The sequence below is a fragment of the Oceanimonas sp. GK1 genome (assembly GCF_000243075.1).
Lineage (GTDB): Bacteria > Pseudomonadota > Gammaproteobacteria > Enterobacterales > Aeromonadaceae > Oceanimonas.
This window is the reverse complement of the sequence record NC_016745.1, coordinates 512,534-531,065: the sequence shown is the minus strand read 5'-3', so window position 1 is coordinate 531,065 and position 18,532 is coordinate 512,534. Positions and strand designations below refer to the sequence as shown.

The 18,532-nt window shown below is 61.4% G+C and carries 18 protein-coding genes; 5 read left to right on the top strand and 13 right to left on the bottom strand.

Going from position 1 to position 18,532, the window contains the following annotated elements:
- Positions 1 to 230 precede the first annotated feature (230 nt).
- Together elbB and GU3_RS02550 are read left to right on the top strand one after the other, a co-directional pair.
- On the top strand, positions 231 to 878 hold the full coding sequence (elbB, locus tag GU3_RS02555; RefSeq protein ID WP_014290993.1) for an isoprenoid biosynthesis glyoxalase ElbB: 648 nt from the start codon (positions 231 to 233) through the stop codon (positions 876 to 878).
- Between the two features lie 396 nt (positions 879 to 1,274).
- Positions 1,275 to 1,856 (top strand): hypothetical protein, encoded by a 582-nt coding sequence (locus GU3_RS02550; RefSeq protein ID WP_148265837.1) that lies wholly within the window; start codon positions 1,275 to 1,277, stop codon positions 1,854 to 1,856.
- 93 nt (positions 1,857 to 1,949) lie between these two features.
- Here the strand turns inward: GU3_RS02550 and GU3_RS02545 are convergent, their stop codons facing one another.
- The 3 genes from GU3_RS02545 to GU3_RS02535 form a co-directional block, all read right to left on the bottom strand.
- The gene (locus tag GU3_RS02545) at positions 1,950 to 2,609 is read right to left on the bottom strand and encodes a 7-cyano-7-deazaguanine/7-aminomethyl-7-deazaguanine transporter (RefSeq protein ID WP_014290991.1); all 660 of its coding nucleotides are present in this window, start codon (positions 2,607 to 2,609) and stop codon (positions 1,950 to 1,952) included.
- 113 nt (positions 2,610 to 2,722) lie between these two features.
- A complete protein-coding gene (locus GU3_RS02540) occupies positions 2,723 to 2,980 on the bottom strand; it encodes a DUF3630 family protein (protein WP_237711163.1) in 258 nt (85 codons plus the stop codon).
- A gap of 2 nt (positions 2,981 to 2,982) precedes the next feature.
- The gene (locus tag GU3_RS02535) at positions 2,983 to 4,416 is read right to left on the bottom strand and encodes a YdiU family protein (RefSeq protein WP_041542866.1); all 1,434 of its coding nucleotides are present in this window, start codon (positions 4,414 to 4,416) and stop codon (positions 2,983 to 2,985) included.
- 119 nt (positions 4,417 to 4,535) lie between these two features.
- Here GU3_RS02535 and GU3_RS02530 point away from each other — a divergent pair, with 119 nt between their 5' ends.
- Positions 4,536 to 4,835, top strand: coding sequence for a c-type cytochrome (locus GU3_RS02530; RefSeq protein ID WP_014290988.1), 300 nt, complete (start codon positions 4,536 to 4,538; stop codon positions 4,833 to 4,835).
- Between the two features lie 51 nt (positions 4,836 to 4,886).
- Here the strand turns inward: GU3_RS02530 and recQ are convergent, their stop codons facing one another.
- Positions 4,887 to 6,713 (bottom strand): DNA helicase RecQ, encoded by a 1,827-nt coding sequence (recQ, locus tag GU3_RS02525; protein WP_014290987.1) that lies wholly within the window; start codon positions 6,711 to 6,713, stop codon positions 4,887 to 4,889.
- 150 nt (positions 6,714 to 6,863) lie between these two features.
- Here recQ and rarD point away from each other — a divergent pair, with 150 nt between their 5' ends.
- The gene (gene rarD / locus GU3_RS02520) at positions 6,864 to 7,766 is read left to right on the top strand and encodes an EamA family transporter RarD (RefSeq protein WP_014290986.1); all 903 of its coding nucleotides are present in this window, start codon (positions 6,864 to 6,866) and stop codon (positions 7,764 to 7,766) included.
- A 142-nt stretch (positions 7,767 to 7,908) separates the two neighbouring features.
- Here the strand turns inward: rarD and GU3_RS02515 are convergent, their stop codons facing one another.
- The 8 genes from GU3_RS02515 to GU3_RS16965 all read right to left on the bottom strand — a co-directional run bounded on the left by GU3_RS02515 (position 7,909) and on the right by GU3_RS16965 (position 15,561).
- The gene (locus GU3_RS02515) at positions 7,909 to 8,649 is read right to left on the bottom strand and encodes a complement resistance protein TraT (RefSeq protein ID WP_014290985.1); all 741 of its coding nucleotides are present in this window, start codon (positions 8,647 to 8,649) and stop codon (positions 7,909 to 7,911) included.
- A gap of 103 nt (positions 8,650 to 8,752) precedes the next feature.
- Complete coding sequence (gene uvrD, locus GU3_RS02510; protein WP_014290984.1) at positions 8,753 to 10,921, bottom strand: DNA helicase II; 2,169 nt, start codon at positions 10,919 to 10,921, stop codon at positions 8,753 to 8,755.
- 35 nt (positions 10,922 to 10,956) lie between these two features.
- Positions 10,957 to 11,664 carry an HAD-IA family hydrolase gene (locus GU3_RS02505; RefSeq protein WP_014290983.1) on the bottom strand — a complete coding sequence of 236 codons (708 nt, stop codon included), beginning with the start codon at positions 11,662 to 11,664 and terminating at the stop codon, positions 10,957 to 10,959.
- A gap of 88 nt (positions 11,665 to 11,752) precedes the next feature.
- Complete coding sequence (xerC, locus tag GU3_RS02500) at positions 11,753 to 12,667, bottom strand: tyrosine recombinase XerC (RefSeq protein ID WP_014290982.1); 915 nt, start codon at positions 12,665 to 12,667, stop codon at positions 11,753 to 11,755.
- Positions 12,654 to 13,337, bottom strand: coding sequence for a DUF484 family protein (locus GU3_RS02495; protein WP_014290981.1), 684 nt, complete (start codon positions 13,335 to 13,337; stop codon positions 12,654 to 12,656). The genes xerC and GU3_RS02495 overlap by 14 nt, the downstream gene beginning before the upstream one ends.
- Positions 13,334 to 14,167 (bottom strand): diaminopimelate epimerase, encoded by an 834-nt coding sequence (dapF, locus tag GU3_RS02490; RefSeq protein ID WP_083829432.1) that lies wholly within the window; start codon positions 14,165 to 14,167, stop codon positions 13,334 to 13,336. Before dapF ends, GU3_RS02495 begins: the two co-directional genes overlap by 4 nt.
- 3 nt (positions 14,168 to 14,170) lie before the next feature.
- Positions 14,171 to 15,427, bottom strand: a complete 1,257-nt coding sequence (lysA, locus tag GU3_RS02485; protein ID WP_014290979.1) for a diaminopimelate decarboxylase — start codon at positions 15,425 to 15,427, stop codon at positions 14,171 to 14,173.
- An 11-nt stretch (positions 15,428 to 15,438) separates the two neighbouring features.
- Complete coding sequence (locus tag GU3_RS16965) at positions 15,439 to 15,561, bottom strand: lipoprotein (protein WP_148265836.1); 123 nt, start codon at positions 15,559 to 15,561, stop codon at positions 15,439 to 15,441.
- 71 nt (positions 15,562 to 15,632) lie between these two features.
- Here GU3_RS16965 and cyaY point away from each other — a divergent pair, with 71 nt between their 5' ends.
- Positions 15,633 to 15,944 (top strand): iron donor protein CyaY, encoded by a 312-nt coding sequence (gene cyaY, locus GU3_RS02480; protein ID WP_014290977.1) that lies wholly within the window; start codon positions 15,633 to 15,635, stop codon positions 15,942 to 15,944.
- A gap of 25 nt (positions 15,945 to 15,969) precedes the next feature.
- On the opposite strand, the gene GU3_RS02475 is transcribed toward cyaY, so the two are convergent.
- Positions 15,970 to 18,480: a class I adenylate cyclase gene (locus GU3_RS02475; RefSeq protein ID WP_041542864.1), complete on the bottom strand. Its 2,511-nt coding sequence runs from the start codon at positions 18,478 to 18,480 to the stop codon at positions 15,970 to 15,972.
- Positions 18,481 to 18,532: the final 52 nt, after the last annotated feature.

Sequence of the window (18,532 nt, the reverse complement as noted above, 5' to 3'; positions counted from 1 at the left end):
GGATAACTCTGTGAAAGAGCGATCCGATCAAGATCTAGTGCGGATTAAATAACACTTAAATATCATTAACTTATATTTTAATGTCGGATCTTGATAAGGGATCCGGTATTGTGGAAAATCGACAGCAAGGGAATCTTGCATAAAAATCAACCACAGCTGATCCTGGCACACGCTGACCCCTTCAGTCCGACCCGGATCACCAACCCCGATCCTCGAACAAGGAGCGCAAAATGAAAAAAGTTGCCGTTATTCTGAGCGGCTGCGGCGTGTATGACGGCGCGGAAATTCACGAGGCCGTGCTCTGCCTGTTACACCTGGACCGCCACGGAGCTCGCTACCAGTGTTTTGCTCCCGACCAGCCCCAGCATCACGTCATCGATCACCGCACCGGCCAGGAAAGCGACGAGCAGCGCAATATGCTGACCGAAGCCGCCCGCATTGCCCGGGGCGACATTCAGCCGTTGTCGGCGCTCAACGCCAGTGATTTTGACGCCCTGCTGCTGCCGGGCGGTTTTGGCGTGGCCAAAAACCTGTGTAATTTTGCCTTTGAAGGGGCCGAATGCGAGGTCGACAACGAGGTGCTGGCCGCCTGCCACGCCTTTGCCCAGGCCCGCAAACCCGCCGGCTATTGCTGCATTGCACCGGTGCTGATCCCGCGTATTTACCCGGCCGGCGTCAAGGGCACCATAGGCACAGACGCCGCCACCGCCGAGGCCTTTACCGCCATGGGGGGCGAACACATTGGCTGCGCCGTTACCGACGTGGTGGAAGACGCGCACTACAAGGTGATCTCCACCCCCGCCTACATGCTGGCCCAGCGCATTACCGAGGCCGACACCGGCATCGGCAAACTGGTGAAACGCCTGCTGGAGATGTAAAAGTTCAGTCACAGCCAGTGTTTCACGAGCGTCGCGAGCGAAAGCCAGGCGAGGCGAAAAGTGGCGAAAAAGCGGAGTGTACTTGTAGTACATGAGCATTTTGAGCCGCTTTTCAACGACGCATGGCTGAGCGCAGCAGCTCGCTTGTCAGCACAAAAAAAGGGCCGGCATTAAGCCGGCCTGAAAAACTCTGGAAGCAATGTGAGCAATGTCGTGCCTTCGCAAGCTGCCTGCGCCAACGTCTGAATGGGCGGCACTGTTCGGAAAGCAAGTTAACGATAATCGTTATCATTTATTATTGCAACCCCTGTCGCTCCGATTTCGATCATTTTTTCCCCTGCCGTCTTTCCCCGCCCCTTGGCTACACTGAAACCATCCCCTACCGGAGAGCACCCCATGCACAAACCGTGGTTATGGATGAGCCTGCTGCTGCCAGGCCTGCTGTGGGCCGATGATGCCGAAATTCGCCGGGCCATTGAGGAAGGCACCCAGGCCTACGAGGCCGGAGAATGGTCCCGGGCCGCCGCCCAGCTTGACTATGCCGCCACCCTGGTGCGCCAGTTGCAGGCCGGCCAGCTCGGGGAGCTGTTTCCCGAGCCCCTGCCCGGCTGGCAGGCCGACGAGGCCAATACCCAGGCCGGCGGTGCCGCCCTCTTTGGCGGCGGTATTCACGCCTCCCGGCACTACCGTAAAGACAATGCCCGGCTGGAGATGACCATCACCAAAAACTCGCCCCTGCTGCAGACCATGGCCATGCTGTTCACCAATCCCAGCATGGCCACCATGAGTGGCTACAAGATCCGACGTATCCATGAGCAGACCGCCATGGTCAAGGAAGAGGGCAACAGCAAGGAGCTGATGATGCTGGTGGCCAACACCACCCTGGTGCAGCTGAGCGGAAGCGGCAGCGAGCTCACCATGGACGAACTGGAAGCCTACGCCGGCGCCCTGGATGTGGCAGCCCTGTCGGCGCTGTGATGGCCGGTGAGACGTGAGACGTGAGACGTGAGACGTGAGACGTGAGACGTGAGACGTGAGATTTTTACATCCAACGTCTCACCTCAAACATTTTTAGCGGCTGGTTTGCAGCGCCGCCTGCTCCTCGCCCAGCATCTTGCGGCTCAGGTATTTCAGCAGCAGGCCGTAGGCGGGCACAAACAGGCCTAAGCTGAACACCAGCTTGAAACCGTAATCCACCCAGGCGATCTCCACCCAGTGCTCGGCCATAAAGGGATCCGGCGAGCGCCAGAACGCCAGGCTGAAAAAGGCCAGGGTATCGACCAGATTGCCGAAAATGGTGGAGCAGGTGGGCGCCACCCACCAGGCCTTGATCTGACGCAGCCGGTTGAATACCGATACATCCATGATCTGCCCCAGCACATAAGCCATAAAACTGGCCAGAGCGATGCGGGCCACGAACAGGTTGAATTCAGACAGCGCCCCCAGGCCCTGGTAGCTGGCCTCAAAAAACAGCACTGACAGCACATAGGAGCTGGCCAGGGCCGGCAGCATCACCGCAAAAATGATGCGCCGGGCCAGTCCGGCGCCAAAGATGCGCACCGTCAGATCCGTGGCCAGGTAGATAAAGGGAAAACTGAGCGCGCCCCAGGTGGTATGAAAACCAAACAGGGTAAAGGGCAACTGCACCAGATAGTTACTGGCGGCGATCACCGCAATATGAAACAACGACAGGCGGATCAGCGCCGTACGGTATTGTTCAGAGGAAATCATGCATCACCTTTTTGATGAATGGGGTGAGGGAACCCATGAGGGTTAGCAATAAAAAACGGCGCTATTCTAGTCGTTTTTCGACCACTTGTCTTCACGTGAAGTGAAATTTTCGTTCAGCGTCGGTTCCATTGTGCGGTCAGCCAGGCGGCCACGTCCTCATCCTGCCCGCTCATGGGTTGCAGCCAGGCGCAGTCGGCATAGTGCTGAAAACACAGCAGCAGCCGACTGCCTTCAAAATCCACCAGCCACTGGTGATAGTCGGCGCCTTGCTCCCGCTCCAGCACGGTCAGCTCCAGCGCCTGAGCCAGCTCATTGGCCCAGTCGGGAAAACGGTCAAGGGTAAGCGGTGGTTGGCTCTTTAAGGGGGTCATGGTCATGAACTACAGGAAATACAAAGGGATGCCGCCCACGCCGGGGCCGGCTCGGCATAATCATTAAACTCGGGCCGATCGTCAAAGGGCCGTGCCAGCAGTTGCAGCAGGGTATCGGCCTCGGCCATGTCGCCCTGCTCGGCCCGTTCAATGGCACGCTGGGCCAGGTGGTTGCGCAATACGTAGTTGGGGTTGACCGCATCCATGGCCGCCCGGCGCTCGGCCTGAGTACGGCTTTCCAGCACCAGCCGGGCCCGGTAACGGGCAAACCAGTCGTGCCAGGCATCGGGTTTGGGCAGCAGCGCGGCCAGGGGAGCCGGCAGGTCGCCTTCGGCGTCAAGCAGGGCCAGCCGGCGGAACCAGCAGCTGTAGTCCACCCCGTGCTCGGCCAGCAGGCTGAACATGTCCCGGAACAGCGCCGGATCCTGCTCGTGCCACTGCTCAAGCCCCAGTTTTTGGCGCATATGCTCGGAATAGGCGGTCAGCAACTGGTGCTCATATTGCCCCAGCGACTGCTGCAGCGCGTCCAGTTCAATGTGACCCGACAGCGCCTGGGCCAGTCGTTGCAGGTTCCACAGCCCCACCGCCGGCTGCTGATCGTAGGCGTAGCGGCCGGCCGGATCGGAGTGGTTGCAGATATGGCCGGGATCGTAGGCATCGAGAAACCCGTAGGGGCCATAGTCCAGGGTCAGGCCCAGCATCGACATGTTGTCGGTGTTCATCACGCCGTGACAAAACCCCACCGCCTGCCACCGGGCAATCAGCTCGGCGGTGCGCGTGACCACCCGCTCAAACAGGGCCCCGTAGCCCTGCGGCCCCTTCTCCAGATCCGGCCACTGGGTGTCGATCAGGTAGTCCAGCAGGGCGGGGATGTGTTCGGGCTGGCCGCTGTAATAAAAGTATTCGAAATGACCAAAGCGCAGATGGCTGGGAGCGGCGCGCAGCAGGGCGGCGCCGGGCTCCACCTGTTCCCGGTACACCGGCTCGCCACTGCCCACCAGGCACAATGCCCGAGTGGTGGGGATCCCCAGATAATGCAGGGCCTCCGACGCCAGGTATTCCCTGAGGGAAGAACGCAATACCGCCCGGCCGTCACCAAAGCGGGAATAAGGGGTCTTGCCCGCGCCCTTGAGGTGCAGATCCCAGCGCGCACCGCCCGGGGCGACGACTTCCCCCAGCAGCAGGGCGCGCCCGTCTCCCAGCCGCGGGCTGAAACCGCCAAACTGGTGACCGGCATACACCTGGGCAAAGGGCGTCATGCCCGGCAGCAGCCGGTGACCACTGGTGATCTCCAGCCACTGGCGATCATCCAGTGAAATGCCCAGCGACTCGGCAAGGTCATAATTCACGAGCAGCAGACTGGGCGAATCGAGGGGAGTGGGTTCGACCAAAGATCCTGCCCAATTGAAACTTGCATATTGATTGTCTAATAACACATTATCACCCTGAAGCTCGCATGCGGGTTTCCTTTTTAAGCACAGCTTAACTTATACTGCGACAGCTCAAAAGCTGAGCTCGGAAGCAACTAGCAATTCGATAACAACGGAGTTCAATAATGAAGAAATTGATGACAGCCGCCGCCCTCGTGGCCATGTTCGGCACTCCTGCCTTTGCCGCCGGCGATGCCGACGCCGGCAAGGCCAAGTCTGCCGCCTGCGCGGCCTGCCACGGCGCCGATGGCATTTCCCCCATGGACATCTACCCCAACCTGGCCGGCCAGAAAGCCGCCTACCTGGTCAAACAACTGAAAGCGTTCAAGGCCGGTGAGCGTAACGATCCCATCATGGCGCCCATGGCCATGCCCCTGTCCGATCAGGACATGGAAGACCTGGCGGCCTACTACGCCAGCCTGTAAGGCTGAAGGGTCCGCCCCGGCGGACCTTTACTCCGCCAGAGGCTGACGCCGTCAGCCTTCCCGCCGCAGCAACTCCAGAAACGCCTCGCCAAAACGCTCCAGCTTGCGCACCCCCACGCCGTTGATGCCCAGCAACTCCGCTTCGGTTTTGGGCCGGTAACGGGCCAGCTCGGTGAGGGTGGCGTCGTTGAACACCACATAGGGCGGCACATCGGCCTCTTCGGCCAGCTGTTTTCGCAACTGCCGCAGCGCCTTGAACAGGGCCCGATCTTCGGCGCGGGTCAGGCCGCTTTCCGCCTTGTCCTTCTGCTTTACCCGCACCAGCCGGGGTTCGGCCAGCTCCAGGGCGACGTCACCGCGCAGCACCGGCCGGGCCGCCTCGGTGAGCTGCAACACCATGTTGCGGGTAATGTTCTGGGTCAGCAGGCCGGAGTGAATGAGCTGGCGCAGCACGCTCACCCAGTGCTCCTGGCTTTTGTCTTTGCCGATGCCGTAGGTCGAGAGTTTGTCATGACCGTGCTCGCGTACCCGCTGGGTGTCGGCGCCGCGCAGCACTTCCACCACGTACAGCACGCCAAAGCGCTGACCGGTGCGATACACGCAGGACAGCGCCTTTTGCGCGTCCTCGGTGCCGTCGTAACGCTTGGGCGGATCCAGACAGATATCGCAGTTGCCGCAGGGCTCGCGCTGGTATTCGCCGAAGTAGTTGAGCAGCACCTGGCGACGGCAGGTGAGGGATTCGGCAAAGGCCGCCATCACGTTGAGCTTGTACAGCTCCACCTGCAACTGTTGCTCGTTGTCGCTGTTTTCCAGCAGCCGTCGCACCCGGCCCACGTCGCCCGGGTCGTAGAGCAGCAGCGCTTCCGACGGCAGGCCGTCACGCCCGCCCCGGCCGGTTTCCTGATAGTAGGACTCGATGTTCTTGGGAATGTCGTAGTGCACCACATAGCGCACATTGGGCTTGTCGATGCCCATGCCAAAGGCCACCGTAGCCACCACGATGTCGAGATCGTCCCGAATAAAGCGCTCCTGCACCGATTGGCGCAGCTCCAGGGGCAGGCCGGCATGGTAGCTGGCGGCCCTGTGGCCTTTGGCCAGCAGCCGCTCGGCCACCTCTTCCACCCGCTTGCGGCTGGAACAGTAGACAATGCCGCACTGACCGTTCTGCTCGGCCACGTACCGCACCAGTTGATCCAGCCCCTTGAACTTTTCCACCAGGGTGTAGCGAATGTTGGGCCGGTCGAAACTGGCAATATGAATGAGCGGCGCGGTGAGGTTGAGCCGGCCCAGCATGTCCTGGCGGGTGGCCTCGTCGGCGGTGGCGGTGAGCGCCATCACCGGAATATGGGGAAACCACTGCTTGAGCCGGCCCAGCTCGGCGTATTCGGGGCGAAAATCATGGCCCCACTGGGAGATGCAGTGGGCCTCGTCGATGGCGAACAGCCCCAACTCCAGCTCCCCCAGCCGCTCCATGAACTCGTGCTGCAGCAGCCGCTCCGGCGACACATAGAGCAGCTTGATCTCGCCCCGGCGCAGGGCGGTGAAATGACGCAGCATGGTGTCCCGGCTGAGGGAGCTGTTGATGTAGGCCGCCGCCACACCGTTGGCCACCAGAGTGTCTACTTGATCCTTCATCAGCGAGATCAGCGGCGACACCACCACCGTCAGGCCGGGCCGCAGCAATGCCGGGATCTGATAGCACAGCGACTTGCCGCCGCCGGTGGGCATGATCACCATGGCATCGCGTCCGGCCACCGCCGCTTCCACGATTTCCAGCTGACCATCCCGAAAGTCCTGATAGCCGAACACCTGCTGCAGCACGCCATGGGGAGTGTCGGGAATGGGAACGGAAGCGATGTCGTCGGTTTCGGGATTCATCTCGGTCAGCCGGGCAAAAATGAACGGGCATTGTAAGACAGGGGACGACAACAATAAACCGCGGCTCCGACCGGTAAAGTTGCATCTGTTACTGGATGAGTACCGGTCGCAGGGCTTACACTGCATTTTTCCCGCTTTTGATTAGCCAATATGGAACAGGATCAATCCGCCCGCGGCGCCCTGCTCGCCCTGTGCGCCTATTTGCTGTGGGGCCTGGCCCCGGTGTATTTCAAGCAGTTGCTCGCGGTGCCGGCACCGGAAATTCTAGCCCACCGGGTGGTGTGGTCCTGCCTGTTGCTGCTTATGCTTATCACCGCCCTGGGTTACTGGACCCGCGTACGGGCCCTGCTGCGCCGTCCAGCGTTATTGCTGCTACTGCTGGTCTCGTCGCTGGTGATCGGCACCAACTGGCTGGTGTTTATCTGGGCGGTAAACAACAACCACATTCTCGATGCCAGCCTGGGTTATTACATCAACCCGCTGCTCAATATCGTGCTGGGCATGGTGTTCCTGAAGGAGCGTTACCGCCCATTGCAATGGCTGGCGGTGGGGCTGGCGGCGCTGGGGGTGCTGGTGCAGTTGCTGGTGTTTGGCCGCCTGCCCTGGGTGGCGCTGGTGCTGGCGCTGTCGTTCGGCACCTATGGGCTTATTCGCAAGCAGGTGCCGGTGGATCCCTTTACCGGCCTGCTGCTGGAAACGGCTGTGCTGCTGGTGCCCGCCCTGTGGTGGCTGTGGGGACTGGACTCCATGACCGGCAACCTGACCACCAACCCCGCCGGCCTGAATCTGCTGCTGCTGGCGGCCGGCCTGGTGACCACGGTTCCCTTGCTGTTGTTCGCCGGCGCCGCCAGCCGGCTGCGGCTGTCGACCCTGGGCTTTTTTCAGTACCTGGCCCCCAGCCTGGCGCTGCTGCTGGGGGTGCTGGTCTACGAAGAAGCCTTTACCACCGACAAGGCCATTACCTTTGCCCTGATCTGGACCGCACTGGCCATCTACTCTGCCGACGGCCTGCGCCAGCGACGGCGGGTCAAGCGGGTGAGGGGTGAGGGGTGAAGCCAGCGGGTATGTTTGGCCGTGCAATCACGTCAGGCAAAGCGCAGGGCTGAACAGACTACGCATTCCCACACAGAACGTGGGAATACGAAAAGCCGGGTTGACGACCGATAACAAAAGGCCTCTTATGAGGCCCTTTTGTTTATAAAATTCCGCCCACTGAACGGGCCAGGTTATCCTCAAGTGCCACTCTGGCCTCTTCAAACTCAAGGTTAACCTTGTTTGCTGTGCTCACTACACGAGTCTGGTAGCGCATACGGTTGCTTTCCTTACTGTAAGAGACGTTAGTGCGACCGGCATTACCCTGTGCCAGAGCTCCCTGACTATTAACGCTGACCTTACCGTTTACTTTTTCAGAAATCTGCAAATCAGTAATCATGGTATAATTCACGTCTTCAACCATGGCATCAGCCGCAATTCCAATAATACCGCCAACAATACCACCAGCCACAGCAGCACCTGATGAGTTATACCCATAGCCGGCAGCCAGAGCACCGGCTGCCGCGCCGGTTAACCCGGCACCATAACCGCTGGACAGGTAGCTATTGGCTTCGCGCAAATCCATCTTGTCGACTTTGAGTACATTCATTTGAACCCAGTAGTAAGCACTGTTGGCATCTGTGGTAACGGTATAACCTTTCTGTTCAAAGTTCTGACGCAGCTTTTCTGCAATCTGTACATCCTTGTCGCTGGTATTGCGGATTTGCAGATAAACCGTCTTTGCACTACCGGAAACCGGATCCAGCCAGATGGTGTCACTCATCTGGGTTTTCACTTCCAGATCACGCTTTTTTATCGCTGTGTGCATGGCAGAGCAACCACTCAAGGCCAGTATTGAGGCCAGCAAGCTGATACCAACGATTTTTTTCATTCCGCTTTTCATCCCTTCGCTCCTTTTTGATAGAGCGTCAGATTTTGTCCGATCGGACTCGAACGATGCAACCCTTTTGCATTATAAAATTCAAATTTGCACAAGATGAATAGTACTAAAGCGCTTCCAGCCGGGCATAGGCGGTGACCAGCCACTTGGCGCCGCCGTCGTCGAAGTTGACCTGGACCCGGCTCTGGGCGCCGGCGCCCTCGAAGTTAAGCACTATGCCCTCGCCGAACTTGGGATGCAGCACCCGCTGCCCCAGGCGAAAGCCGGTCTGGTTAAAGGTGTCCTGCACCCTGTCCTGGCTGAAGCGGCCGTTGGGAATGGCCCGGGTGACCTTGGCCTTTAAGCGGATTTCCTCCAGGCAGTCGGCGGGCAGCTCCTTGATGAAGCGGCTGGGCCGGTGGAACATTTCCCGGCCGTAGAGCCGGCGGCTCTCGGCATGGGTGAGATAGAGCTTTTCCATGGCCCGGGTCATGCCCACATAGGCCAGCCGGCGTTCTTCCTCCAGCCGGCGGCTTTCTTCCGCCGACAACTGGCTGGGAAACATGCCCTCTTCCACCCCCACCATGAACACCAGTGGGAACTCCAGGCCCTTGGCGGAGTGCAGGGTCATCAGCTGCACGGCGTCGTCAAACTGATCCGCCTGGCCCTCGCCCGCCTCCAGGGCGGCGTGGGACAAAAACGCCGACAGCGGCGACATGTCTTCTTCTTCCGACGGAGTGAACTGCCGAGTGGCGGACACCAGTTCCTCCAGGTTTTCCACCCGGGACTGGGCCTTTTCGCCTTTTTCTGCCTGATACATGGCCTTGAGCCCGGACAGCTCGATCACCCGGTCGGTCTGCACATGGAGCGGCAGCTCGCGGGTGTCGTCTTCCAGCTGATTGATAAGGTTAATGAACCGGCTCACCGCCGCCGCGGCTCTGCCGGTAAGCACCTTGTCTTCCACCAGCGCCCAGGCCGCCCGCCACAGGGTAACTTCCCGATCCCGGGCTGCCTCGCGGATTAACCCCAGCGTACGCTCGCCAATGCCTCGTGTAGGCGTGTTGACGATACGCTCAAACGAGGCCTCGTCGCCTCTGTTGTTAATCAGCCTGAGGTAGCCCAGGGCGTCCTTGATTTCCTGTCGTTCAAAAAAGCGCAGGCCGCCGTAAATGCGGTAGGGAATACGCTCCTGAATGAGCGCTTCTTCCAGTACCCGGGACTGGGCATTGTTGCGATAGAGAATGGCGCTATCGCTCAGGCTGCCGTCCTGCTGGCGCCACTGCTTGATGCGCTCCACCACAAAACGGGCCTCGTCCACTTCGTTGAAGGCGCTGTACACGGCAATGGGCTCGCCCTCGGTGCCCTGGGTCCACAGCTCCTTGCCCATGCGTTCGGCGTTGTTGGCAATGAGCTGGTTGGCGGCCTTGAGAATGGTGCCGGTGGAGCGGTAGTTCTGTTCCAGGCGTACCGTCTCGGCGCCGGGAAAGTCGGCCAGAAACCGGGCGATGTTTTCTACCCGGGCACCGCGCCAGCCGTAGATGGACTGGTCATCGTCCCCCACTATCATCACCCGGGCGCTGTCGCCGGCCAGCATGCGCAGCCAGGCGTACTGAATGCTGTTGGTGTCCTGAAACTCGTCCACCAAAATGTGCTGAAAGCGCTGCTGGTAGTGCGCCAGAATGTGCGGCTTGTGCAGCCACAGCTCATGGGCGCGCAGCAACAGCTCGGCGAAGTCCACCAGGCCAGCCCGGTCGCAGGTGTCCTGATACACTTGGTAGATCTGCCGGTAGGTCTTTTGCAGCGGATCGTTAAGCACCTGAATATCGCCCGGGCGCAGGCCCTCGTCCTTGCGGCCATTGATGTAGCCGGCCACCTGGCGCGGCGGCCACTGCTTCTCGTCCAGGTTCAGGCTTTTGAGAATGCGTTTGAGCAGGCGCAGCTGGTCGTCCGAGTCGAGGATCTGAAAGTCCTGGGGCAGGTTGGCGTCCAGGTGGTGGGCCCGCAGCAGGCGATGCGCCAGACCGTGAAAGGTGCCGAGCCAAAGGCCGAACAGCCGGCCGCCCAGCAGTTGCTCTACCCGGCGGCGCATTTCGGCGGCGGCCTTGTTGGTAAAGGTCACCGCCAGTATGCCCGAGGCCGGCACCTGCTCCACCTGCATCAGCCAGGCGATGCGATGCACCAGCACCCGGGTCTTGCCGCTGCCGGCACCCGCCAGCACCAGCATGTTCTGGGAAGGGGCGGCCACCGCCTCGCGTTGCTTGTCGTTCATGCCGTCAAGCAGGCTGGATACATCCATCACAACTCCTGGGAATATTTACAGTATGACGGCGATTATAACAGCTCGAGCAGCTGCTCCAACCGCGTCAGGGTCACCTGGGGCAGGCACTGCAGGTCTGCTTCGGTGCGGCCGTTGTCGTTCAGCCACACCGCCTGGCAGCCACTGTGCACGGCGCCGGCCACATCGGTGTTAATGTGATCACCGATATGCAGGATCTCATTCAGACTCACTCCGGCTCGCTCCGCCAGCCGCTGAAACAGATCCGGCGCCGGCTTCATGCGGCCGTCGGGCCCGGCCTTGAGCACAATCTCGAAATAGGGCGCCAGCTCGGTGCGCTCCAGCGGCATGTTGCCGTTGGTGATCACCGCCAGCCGGTATTTCTGTTTCAGGGTCGAGAGCACACGATGAGTGGCGTCGGGCACCACTATCTTGCCGCGCTGCTCGATAAAGCCCTGGTAGAAACGCTCGGCCAGCTCCCCGGCCCGCGCCGGGGCCACCCCCTGCTGCCGCAGGCCCTCGGTCAGCACGCGCCGGCGGCAGGCGCTGACGTCGTGGGCAAGCATGGGATGTTCGGCGATCAACCGGCGTTTGATGGCCGCCAGGTTGTCCGCTCCCAGCAGGGTGGACTCGGGATAATCATCGCGCAGCGCCCGCAGCAGCCAGTGTTCGGCCGCCGCCATCACCGGCACGTTGTCGTAGAGGGTATCGTCCAGATCAAAGCTGAGCACGCTGATCGGTGCCATTCGTTTGTAAAAGCGCATCCATGAATTCCGGTTTTGAGCCTGAAGTGAATGCATTCTAACCGTAAAACCGGGGAAAAATCCCGGGACTGGGGATTAGGGACGGGTCTTACTCCTCATCCTTGCGCCGCTTGGCGCGCGGATGGGCCTGATCATAGGCGTTGGCCAGGTGCTGAAAGTCGAGGTGGGTGTAGATCTGGGTGGTGGCCAGATCGGCATGGCCCAGCAGCTCCTGCACCGCCCGCAGGTCGCCGCTCGACTCCAGCATGTGAGTGGCAAAGGAGTGACGCAGCTTGTGGGGGTGCACATGACCGGCCAGCGCCTGCTGCCGGCCCCGCTTGCTCAGGCGCAGCTGCACGCTGCGGGGGGTGATGCGCCGGCGCTGCTGGCTCACGAACAGCGCCGGCTCGTCGGGGCCGGCCAGCTCGCCGCGCACGCTCAGCCATTTTTGCAGCCAGTCCAGCGCCATGCGCCCCACCGGCAGAATGCGCTCCTTGTTGCCCTTGCCGAGCACCCGCACCTGCCGCTCGGCGAACTGCACATCCCCCAGATTAAGGGCCACCAGCTCCGCCAGGCGCAGGCCGGAAGAATACATCAGCTCCATCATGGCCCTGTCCCGCACCGCCAATGGATCAGTTTCGTCCAGATTCATCAGCTGGTGCAGCTCGTCCACATCCAGGTTTTTGGGCAGGGGCCGCCCCTGTTTGGGGGCACTCACCCCCTTGGCGGGATTGGCGTCCAGCCGGCCGGTCAGCACCAGCCAGTCGCAGAAGCTGCGCAGGGCGCTGAGTTTGGCGGCGATGGAACGGGGCGACAGCCCCTGTTTGTGCAGGCGGGTAGCCAGGCCCCGGGCATGACTGACCGACAATTGCCGCCAGTCGGCCAGGTGAAGCTCGGCCAGCTGTTCGCCCATGGCGCTCAGGTGGCGACGGTAGTTATCCAGGGTATGGGGGCTGAGCTGGCGCTCCACCCGCAGGTAGTCGAGAAAGTCGGCCACCGTCTCGGCCAGCTCAGGCGTGGTCATCGTCCACCATGCGCGGCAGCAGCAGGGCAAGAAACCCGGCGAGCTGGCGAATGATCAGGGTGTCCATGCCCGAGCGGTAGTGGCTGCTGTCGGCGCTGCCAAAGGCCAGCAGGCCCATTTCTCCCCTGGCCCCGATGCGGATCAGGGCGCAGGAGTTGACCAGCGTATCGCCGAACAGCCGCTGCTTTTCTTCCCGGCCCAGGCGCCCCAGGTACACGTCCTGGCCCGCCATGCGCTCCCGGTACAGCTTGTCCAGCTGCTCGCCCGGCAGCGCCCGGGGCAGGTCGCACCAGCGCGCGTCCGGCACCAGCCGCACCGCCGTCACCCGCAGGCGCTCCCTCAGGGCATGGGCAATGCGCTGCTCCAGCTCCGCCGGGGTCCGGCAGTCAAACAAGCGCGGGTACAAATCCAGGTAAACGCGGAAAATGCGCTCGTTCTCGCCGGCCACCGTCATCAGCTGGGTGATTTCCTCTTCCAGCTGATGAATGCGCTGGCGCTGGCGCTCCATGCGGGCCTCTACCAGCGACACGCTGCCCCGCTGCTCGTGGGGCAGGCGCAAGGCGTCCAGCAGTTGCGGGTGGCGAACAAAAAAGTCCGGCTGGCTGGCCAGGTAATCGGCCAGCTGGCTTTCATCGAGCCCGGCCTCGGCCAGGGCGCTTTTGTCGGTCATAGGCTGATCTGTCCGTCAAACACGTGCTTGGCCGGGCCGGTCATGAACACCGGCTTGCCCGGCCCCTGCCAGGCGATGGTGAGCGTGCCGCCGGGCAGTTGTACCTTCACCCGCTCCGCCAGCTTGCCCCAGCTCATGCCCATCACCGCCGCCGCACAGGCGCCGGTACCGCAGGCCAGGGTTTCACCGGCGCCGCGCTCGTGCACCCGGAGTTTGATTTCCCGGGCATTGACGATCTGCATAAAGCCCACGTTCACCCGGGCCGGAAAACGCTCGTGATTTTCCAGCTCCGGCCCAAGAGTCGCCACCATATCGGTGTTGATGTCGTCCACTTCCACCACACAGTGGGGGTTGCCCATGGACACGGCGCCGCACAGCACCGTCTGCTCCTGAGCGCGCACCAGGTAGGTTTTTTCCGCCTTCTGGGCCTTGAACGGAATATGCGCCGGATCGAACTCGGGCACCCCCATGTTAACGGTGACCTGATCGTCCTTTTCCAGCTGCAGCACGATATTGCCCTTTTGAGTGCTGACGGCAATACGGTCCTTGTTGGTCAGGCCCTTGAGCCGCACAAAACGGGCAAAGCAGCGGGCGCCGTTGCCACACTGCTCCACCTCGGAGCCGTCGGCATTGAAGATGCGGTAGTGAAAGTCGAGCTCGGGATCATAGGGCGGCTCCACCAGCAGCAGCTGGTCAAAGCCCACGCCAAAGTGACGATCCGCCAGCTGGCGGATCACCTCGGGATTGAAAAAGACCTTCTGGGTGACGCCGTCCACCACCATGAAGTCGTTGCCCAGCCCCTGCATCTTGGAGAAATGAAGCGTGCTCATGGCTCAGGCCTCGGGCAGCAGGTGCTCGCCCCGCCACAGATCCGCCAGCTGCTCGCGCTCGCGCACCACATAGGCCTGGTCGCCGTCCACCATCACCTCGGCGGCGCGGGGGCGGCTGTTGTAGTTGGACGCCATCACAAAGCCATAGGCACCGGCAGAGCGCACCGCCAGCAGATCCCCTTCGGTGATCGAAAGTGTACGGTCCTTGCCGATAAAGTCGCCGGTCTCGCAGATGGGGCCCACGATGTCATAAACGGCGGCGTCACGCTCAAGGGTCTTGTCCACCGGAATAATGGCCTGCCAGGCACTATAAAGCGCAGGACGAATCAAATCGTTCATGGCGGCGTCGACAATGGCGAAGTTCTTGGCTTCGCCGGGCTTGAGGTGCTCGACTTTGGTCAGCAGCACGCCGGCGTTGGCGGCAATGGCCCGGCCCGGCTCAAACACCAGGGTCAGGTGGCGGCCCTGCAGGCGCTTTTTCAGCTCTTCGGCGTAATGGCTCGGCTCCGGCGGGGTTTCGTCGTCGTAGCGCACGCCCAGACCGCCGCCCACGTCCAGGTGGCGAATATGAATGCCGTCGGCGGCCAGCTGGTCAATCAGCGCCAGCAGTTTGTCCACCGCTTCCAGAAAGGGCGACAGTTCGGTGAGCTGGGAGCCGATGTGGCAGTCCACGCCGTGGATTTCTAGGTTGCCCAGGGCCGCGGCCTGGCGGTAGATGCTCCGGGCCTGCTCGATGGGAATGCCGAACTTATTTTCCTTCAGGCCGGTGGAGATGTAGGGGTGGGTGCCAGCGTCAATATCCGGGTTCACTCGAATGGACACCGGGGCTTTCATGCCCATGCTGCCTGCCACCCGGTTGATGCGCTCCAGCTCCGCCACCGATTCCACGTTAAAGCAGAAAATCCCCTGCTCCAGGGCAAAGCGGATTTCATCATCGCGCTTGCCAACGCCGGAAAAGACCACCTTTTTCGGGTCGCCGCCGGCGGCAATCACCCGGCTCAGCTCACCGCCGGAGACGATGTCAAAGCCCGAGCCCAGCCGCGCCAGCACATTGAGCACCGCCAGGTTGGAATTGGCCTTGACCGCGTAGCACACCAGGTGGTCTACCTCGCCGGCGGCCCGGTCAAAGGCATGCCAGTGGCGCTCCAGGGTGGCCCGGGAGTAGACGTAGAGCGGGGTGCCGTATTGTTCGGCCAGGCGGGAAAGATCGCAGGCTTCACCGTACAGGCGGCCATCATCCTGATAATTGAAATAATCCAAGGTTGTTTCCTTTACGACTGCTCAACCTGAGTGGGTTGCTGTTCGGGCTCGGGCAGGGTCAGCGGACCTTTGAGGCCGCAGGCCGACAGGCCCAGAACCAGCGCAACCAGTGCGGTCAGCTTGAATTTGTTCATCGTATGACTGTGAATATGGTTCAGGGCTCTTATAATCGCATTCACATTCTCAAAAGCAATAGGAAGCGGGTATGAACGACAGCGAATTCCACGCTCTGGCGGACGCCATTTACGAGCATATCGAGGCACGTATCGACGACAGCGGCGAAGACATTGAATGTGAAACCGTGGGCGGCGTGATGAACCTGACCTTTGAGAACGGGGTCAAGTTCGTGATTAACCGCCAGGAGCCGCTGCACCAGATCTGGCTGGCTACCCGTGAAAACGGCCACCACTTCGCCCTGCAGGGCGATAAATGGATCGACAACCGCCAGGGAGTTGAGCTGCTGAGCTGGCTCAGCCTGCAGGCCAAGCGCCAGGGTGGCGTGGAGCTGGCGCTATAACCGTCGGGGTCTGTTGACCCGGGCCTCAGGCCGGGCCCGCCCGCAGCGGGTCCCGGTCGTCCTTGCTGGTGCGGTAGGTCAATACCTGTACCTCGCCGTCCACCCGCACAATTTCGTAATACTGGGGCAGGTTGAAGTGGCTGAAATGGCTTTGCCCGTTTTCCTGCTCCTGGTTGGCGGTATAAAAGCGATTGATGCTCTGCACCAGCTCGTCCTTACTGCCGGCAATCTGGTGATAGACCTCGGTGCGGTTGGCTTCGTCCAGAATATAGAGGTTGTAACCCTCGCCGCTGTTCTCAAAGAAAAACTGCATCAGGCCCTCGCTGGCGTAGGTGTCCACCACCTCGGGCACCGGCTGGCGCTGGTGCCGCTCCAGACGCAGGGCATGAAACGACTGCCCGGACGCCGGACGCCGGCTGTCCGGCTCGCCCTCCATGCGCTGCACGCTGACCCCCCGCCGCTCAAAGAAAATGCCAACCTTCTCGGTGCCCAGGGTCAGTCGTTTTAGCTGATGCCCCTGAATGGGCTCCAGTCGCAGCCGAATGCATTCCTTGACCAGCTGCTCAAAGCGGGTGCGCAGCAGGCTGCGAAAATGACGGCTGTAACAGAACACATCCAGGGTATCGGGCGGGCTGGAGCCCTGGTGCATCTTGCCCAGCATGGCGGTGAGGGCGTCGACCACGGCGGTGTCGCCGTCAAAATGCAGGGTGCGGATTTCGTCCCAGGAATTGCGGTAAATGATGTCCACCGAGCCCGCCAGGTTTTCCCGCTGACGACCAAAGCTGAAGGGATCACTGGTGCCGGCGCCAAATTCGATGGTGCGCTCCCGCCGCAGGGCGGTGGGATCCCGCTCCAGGTTGAGGAAAATGGCCAGGTTGCGCACCTCGCAGGGCCGGCTCAGGGCCAGGTTGGTGGGAGACGGCATGCGCACCGGAAACACCCGCGCCAGATCCCGGCTGCATTCCTGCAACTGGCGCAATTCCAGATCGGTGCTCTGGTTAAACAGGTGCCAGCGGCTGTGCTCGGTCAGCAGGCCGTTAAAGTGGGCCCAGGCCACCAGCTGGGCGGCATAGCCGCTGTGCTCCAATGGCCGGCGACCAATGATGTCGGCCGGCGCCAGGCCATACTTGTACAGATACCAGCCGGCCTGGTTGGTTCTGCCTTCGGGCACCTGCACCAGGCTGATGTCGGGCTCGCTCAGATCCGGGGCGATGCGCAGGTTGATGAGCTGTACCTTGCCCGGCAGGTTTTCAAAGGCGGCATACAGCTTGCGCGACAGTATGCCGATGTCTTCCGGGTTGATGGACTCGCTGATGTTGTTGCGCCGGGCAAACTGGATCAGGCTGCGGTAGCTCTGCATCAGCGCCTCGAGCAATTCGCCGTAGGCGGCCTTGACCTCATCCACCTTCCAGTTGGCCCTGTTGTCCAGCCAGGCCAGCTTTTCCGCCGGCCAGCTCCAGATGCCGATCAGCCGTTCCATGATGTCACGGCGCCAGGCGAACTGGGCGCCGTCACGCTGCTCCGGATCCAGCCCTTCCGACACCTTGAGGTAGAAACAGCGCCGCACCAGGTCGAGGCGCTTGTGATCGTTGATGGATTTCAGGTAATCGGTCACCTTTTCCAGCATCAGCACATAGTGATCCTGCCGTCCGTCCAGTTGTTCGGCGCTCTGAAAGACGCTCTTTAACTGGCGGCACAGCAACTGGGTGTCGGGGTATTCGTGGGAATAGGCTTCCATCAGCACGGTTTTCAGCACCGCCTTGTAGGGGGAATCGATGCTTTTATACAGCTGCCACAGGGCGGAGCCGAAGTACTCTTCCGCCGGAATGCGGGCGAAGCCGCCCAGATCCAGCCATTCGTCGTGATTGAGGGTGCCGTTGGCAAACTGCTCGGCCACAAAACGGTCGTAGTCGGGGCCCAGCTTGCCGGGGGCAAACATCCACACCAGCCGCTTGCCGGCAATGCGCAGATGGCTGCGATAGAATTCGTCCAGCAACAACAGATGCTGGGCACTACCGCAGCTTTCTCCCTCCACCCATTGCTGGTTGTCGGTGCGGAACTTGTTGTCGGGGATCAGAAACAGGTTGAGCTCGACCCGGCGCTGCTCGGCCCATTTGGAAATCAGCAGGCATTTCTGTTGCAGCCGCTCCACCCGTTCGGGGGCCATATGATGGGAATAGCACACCCAGATATCCAGATCGGAGCCGCGGCACTGGCCAATGGACGAGGTGCTGCCCATGGCATAGAGCCCCAGGATCTCGCACTGCTGCTGCACCAGTCCCTGATGGCCGTTGGCCGCCCGGCACAACTCGTCGATAAACTCCCGCTGGCAGCCATTGGGGGTGAACTGGCAGATGCCCGCCGGCACGTCACCGGGCACATAACCCGGCAGCAGGGGGTGGTGGTAGTGCAGCAAGACCGGCAGCAGCTGAAACACCTGCTGGCCATAGCGACTCATCACCGCCAGAGCGCGCGCTTGTTTCTGCTGGTTGAATTGCTCACACCGCTCGACGAGCCGATGAAAATTAGCGTGCAATGAGTTCAGGCCTTCGTTGGACCGACACAGACCCTAGCGGGTCAAAAAGTGT

Coding starts and splice junctions, on each gene's coding strand:
- GU3_RS02540 (WP_237711163.1), bottom strand. CDS start 2,980: ATGACCCCCTTAAAGAGCCAACCACCGCTTACCCTTGACCGTTTTCCC.
- elbB (WP_014290993.1), top strand. CDS start 231: ATGAAAAAAGTTGCCGTTATTCTGAGCGGCTGCGGCGTGTATGACGGC.
- GU3_RS02495 (WP_014290981.1), bottom strand. CDS start 13,337: ATGACCGACAAAAGCGCCCTGGCCGAGGCCGGGCTCGATGAAAGCCAG.
- rarD (WP_014290986.1), top strand. CDS start 6,864: ATGGAACAGGATCAATCCGCCCGCGGCGCCCTGCTCGCCCTGTGCGCC.
- recQ (WP_014290987.1), bottom strand. CDS start 6,713: ATGAATCCCGAAACCGACGACATCGCTTCCGTTCCCATTCCCGACACT.
- dapF (WP_083829432.1), bottom strand. CDS start 14,167: ATGAGCACGCTTCATTTCTCCAAGATGCAGGGGCTGGGCAACGACTTC.
- GU3_RS02530 (WP_014290988.1), top strand. CDS start 4,536: ATGAAGAAATTGATGACAGCCGCCGCCCTCGTGGCCATGTTCGGCACT.
- GU3_RS16965 (WP_148265836.1), bottom strand. CDS start 15,561: ATGAACAAATTCAAGCTGACCGCACTGGTTGCGCTGGTTCTGGGCCTG.
- xerC (WP_014290982.1), bottom strand. CDS start 12,667: ATGACCACGCCTGAGCTGGCCGAGACGGTGGCCGACTTTCTCGACTAC.
- GU3_RS02515 (WP_014290985.1), bottom strand. CDS start 8,649: ATGAAAAGCGGAATGAAAAAAATCGTTGGTATCAGCTTGCTGGCCTCA.
- GU3_RS02550 (WP_148265837.1), top strand. CDS start 1,275: ATGCACAAACCGTGGTTATGGATGAGCCTGCTGCTGCCAGGCCTGCTG.
- GU3_RS02545 (WP_014290991.1), bottom strand. CDS start 2,609: ATGATTTCCTCTGAACAATACCGTACGGCGCTGATCCGCCTGTCGTTG.
- GU3_RS02505 (WP_014290983.1), bottom strand. CDS start 11,664: ATGCGCTTTTACAAACGAATGGCACCGATCAGCGTGCTCAGCTTTGAT.
- cyaY (WP_014290977.1), top strand. CDS start 15,633: ATGAACGACAGCGAATTCCACGCTCTGGCGGACGCCATTTACGAGCAT.
- uvrD (WP_014290984.1), bottom strand. CDS start 10,921: ATGGATGTATCCAGCCTGCTTGACGGCATGAACGACAAGCAACGCGAG.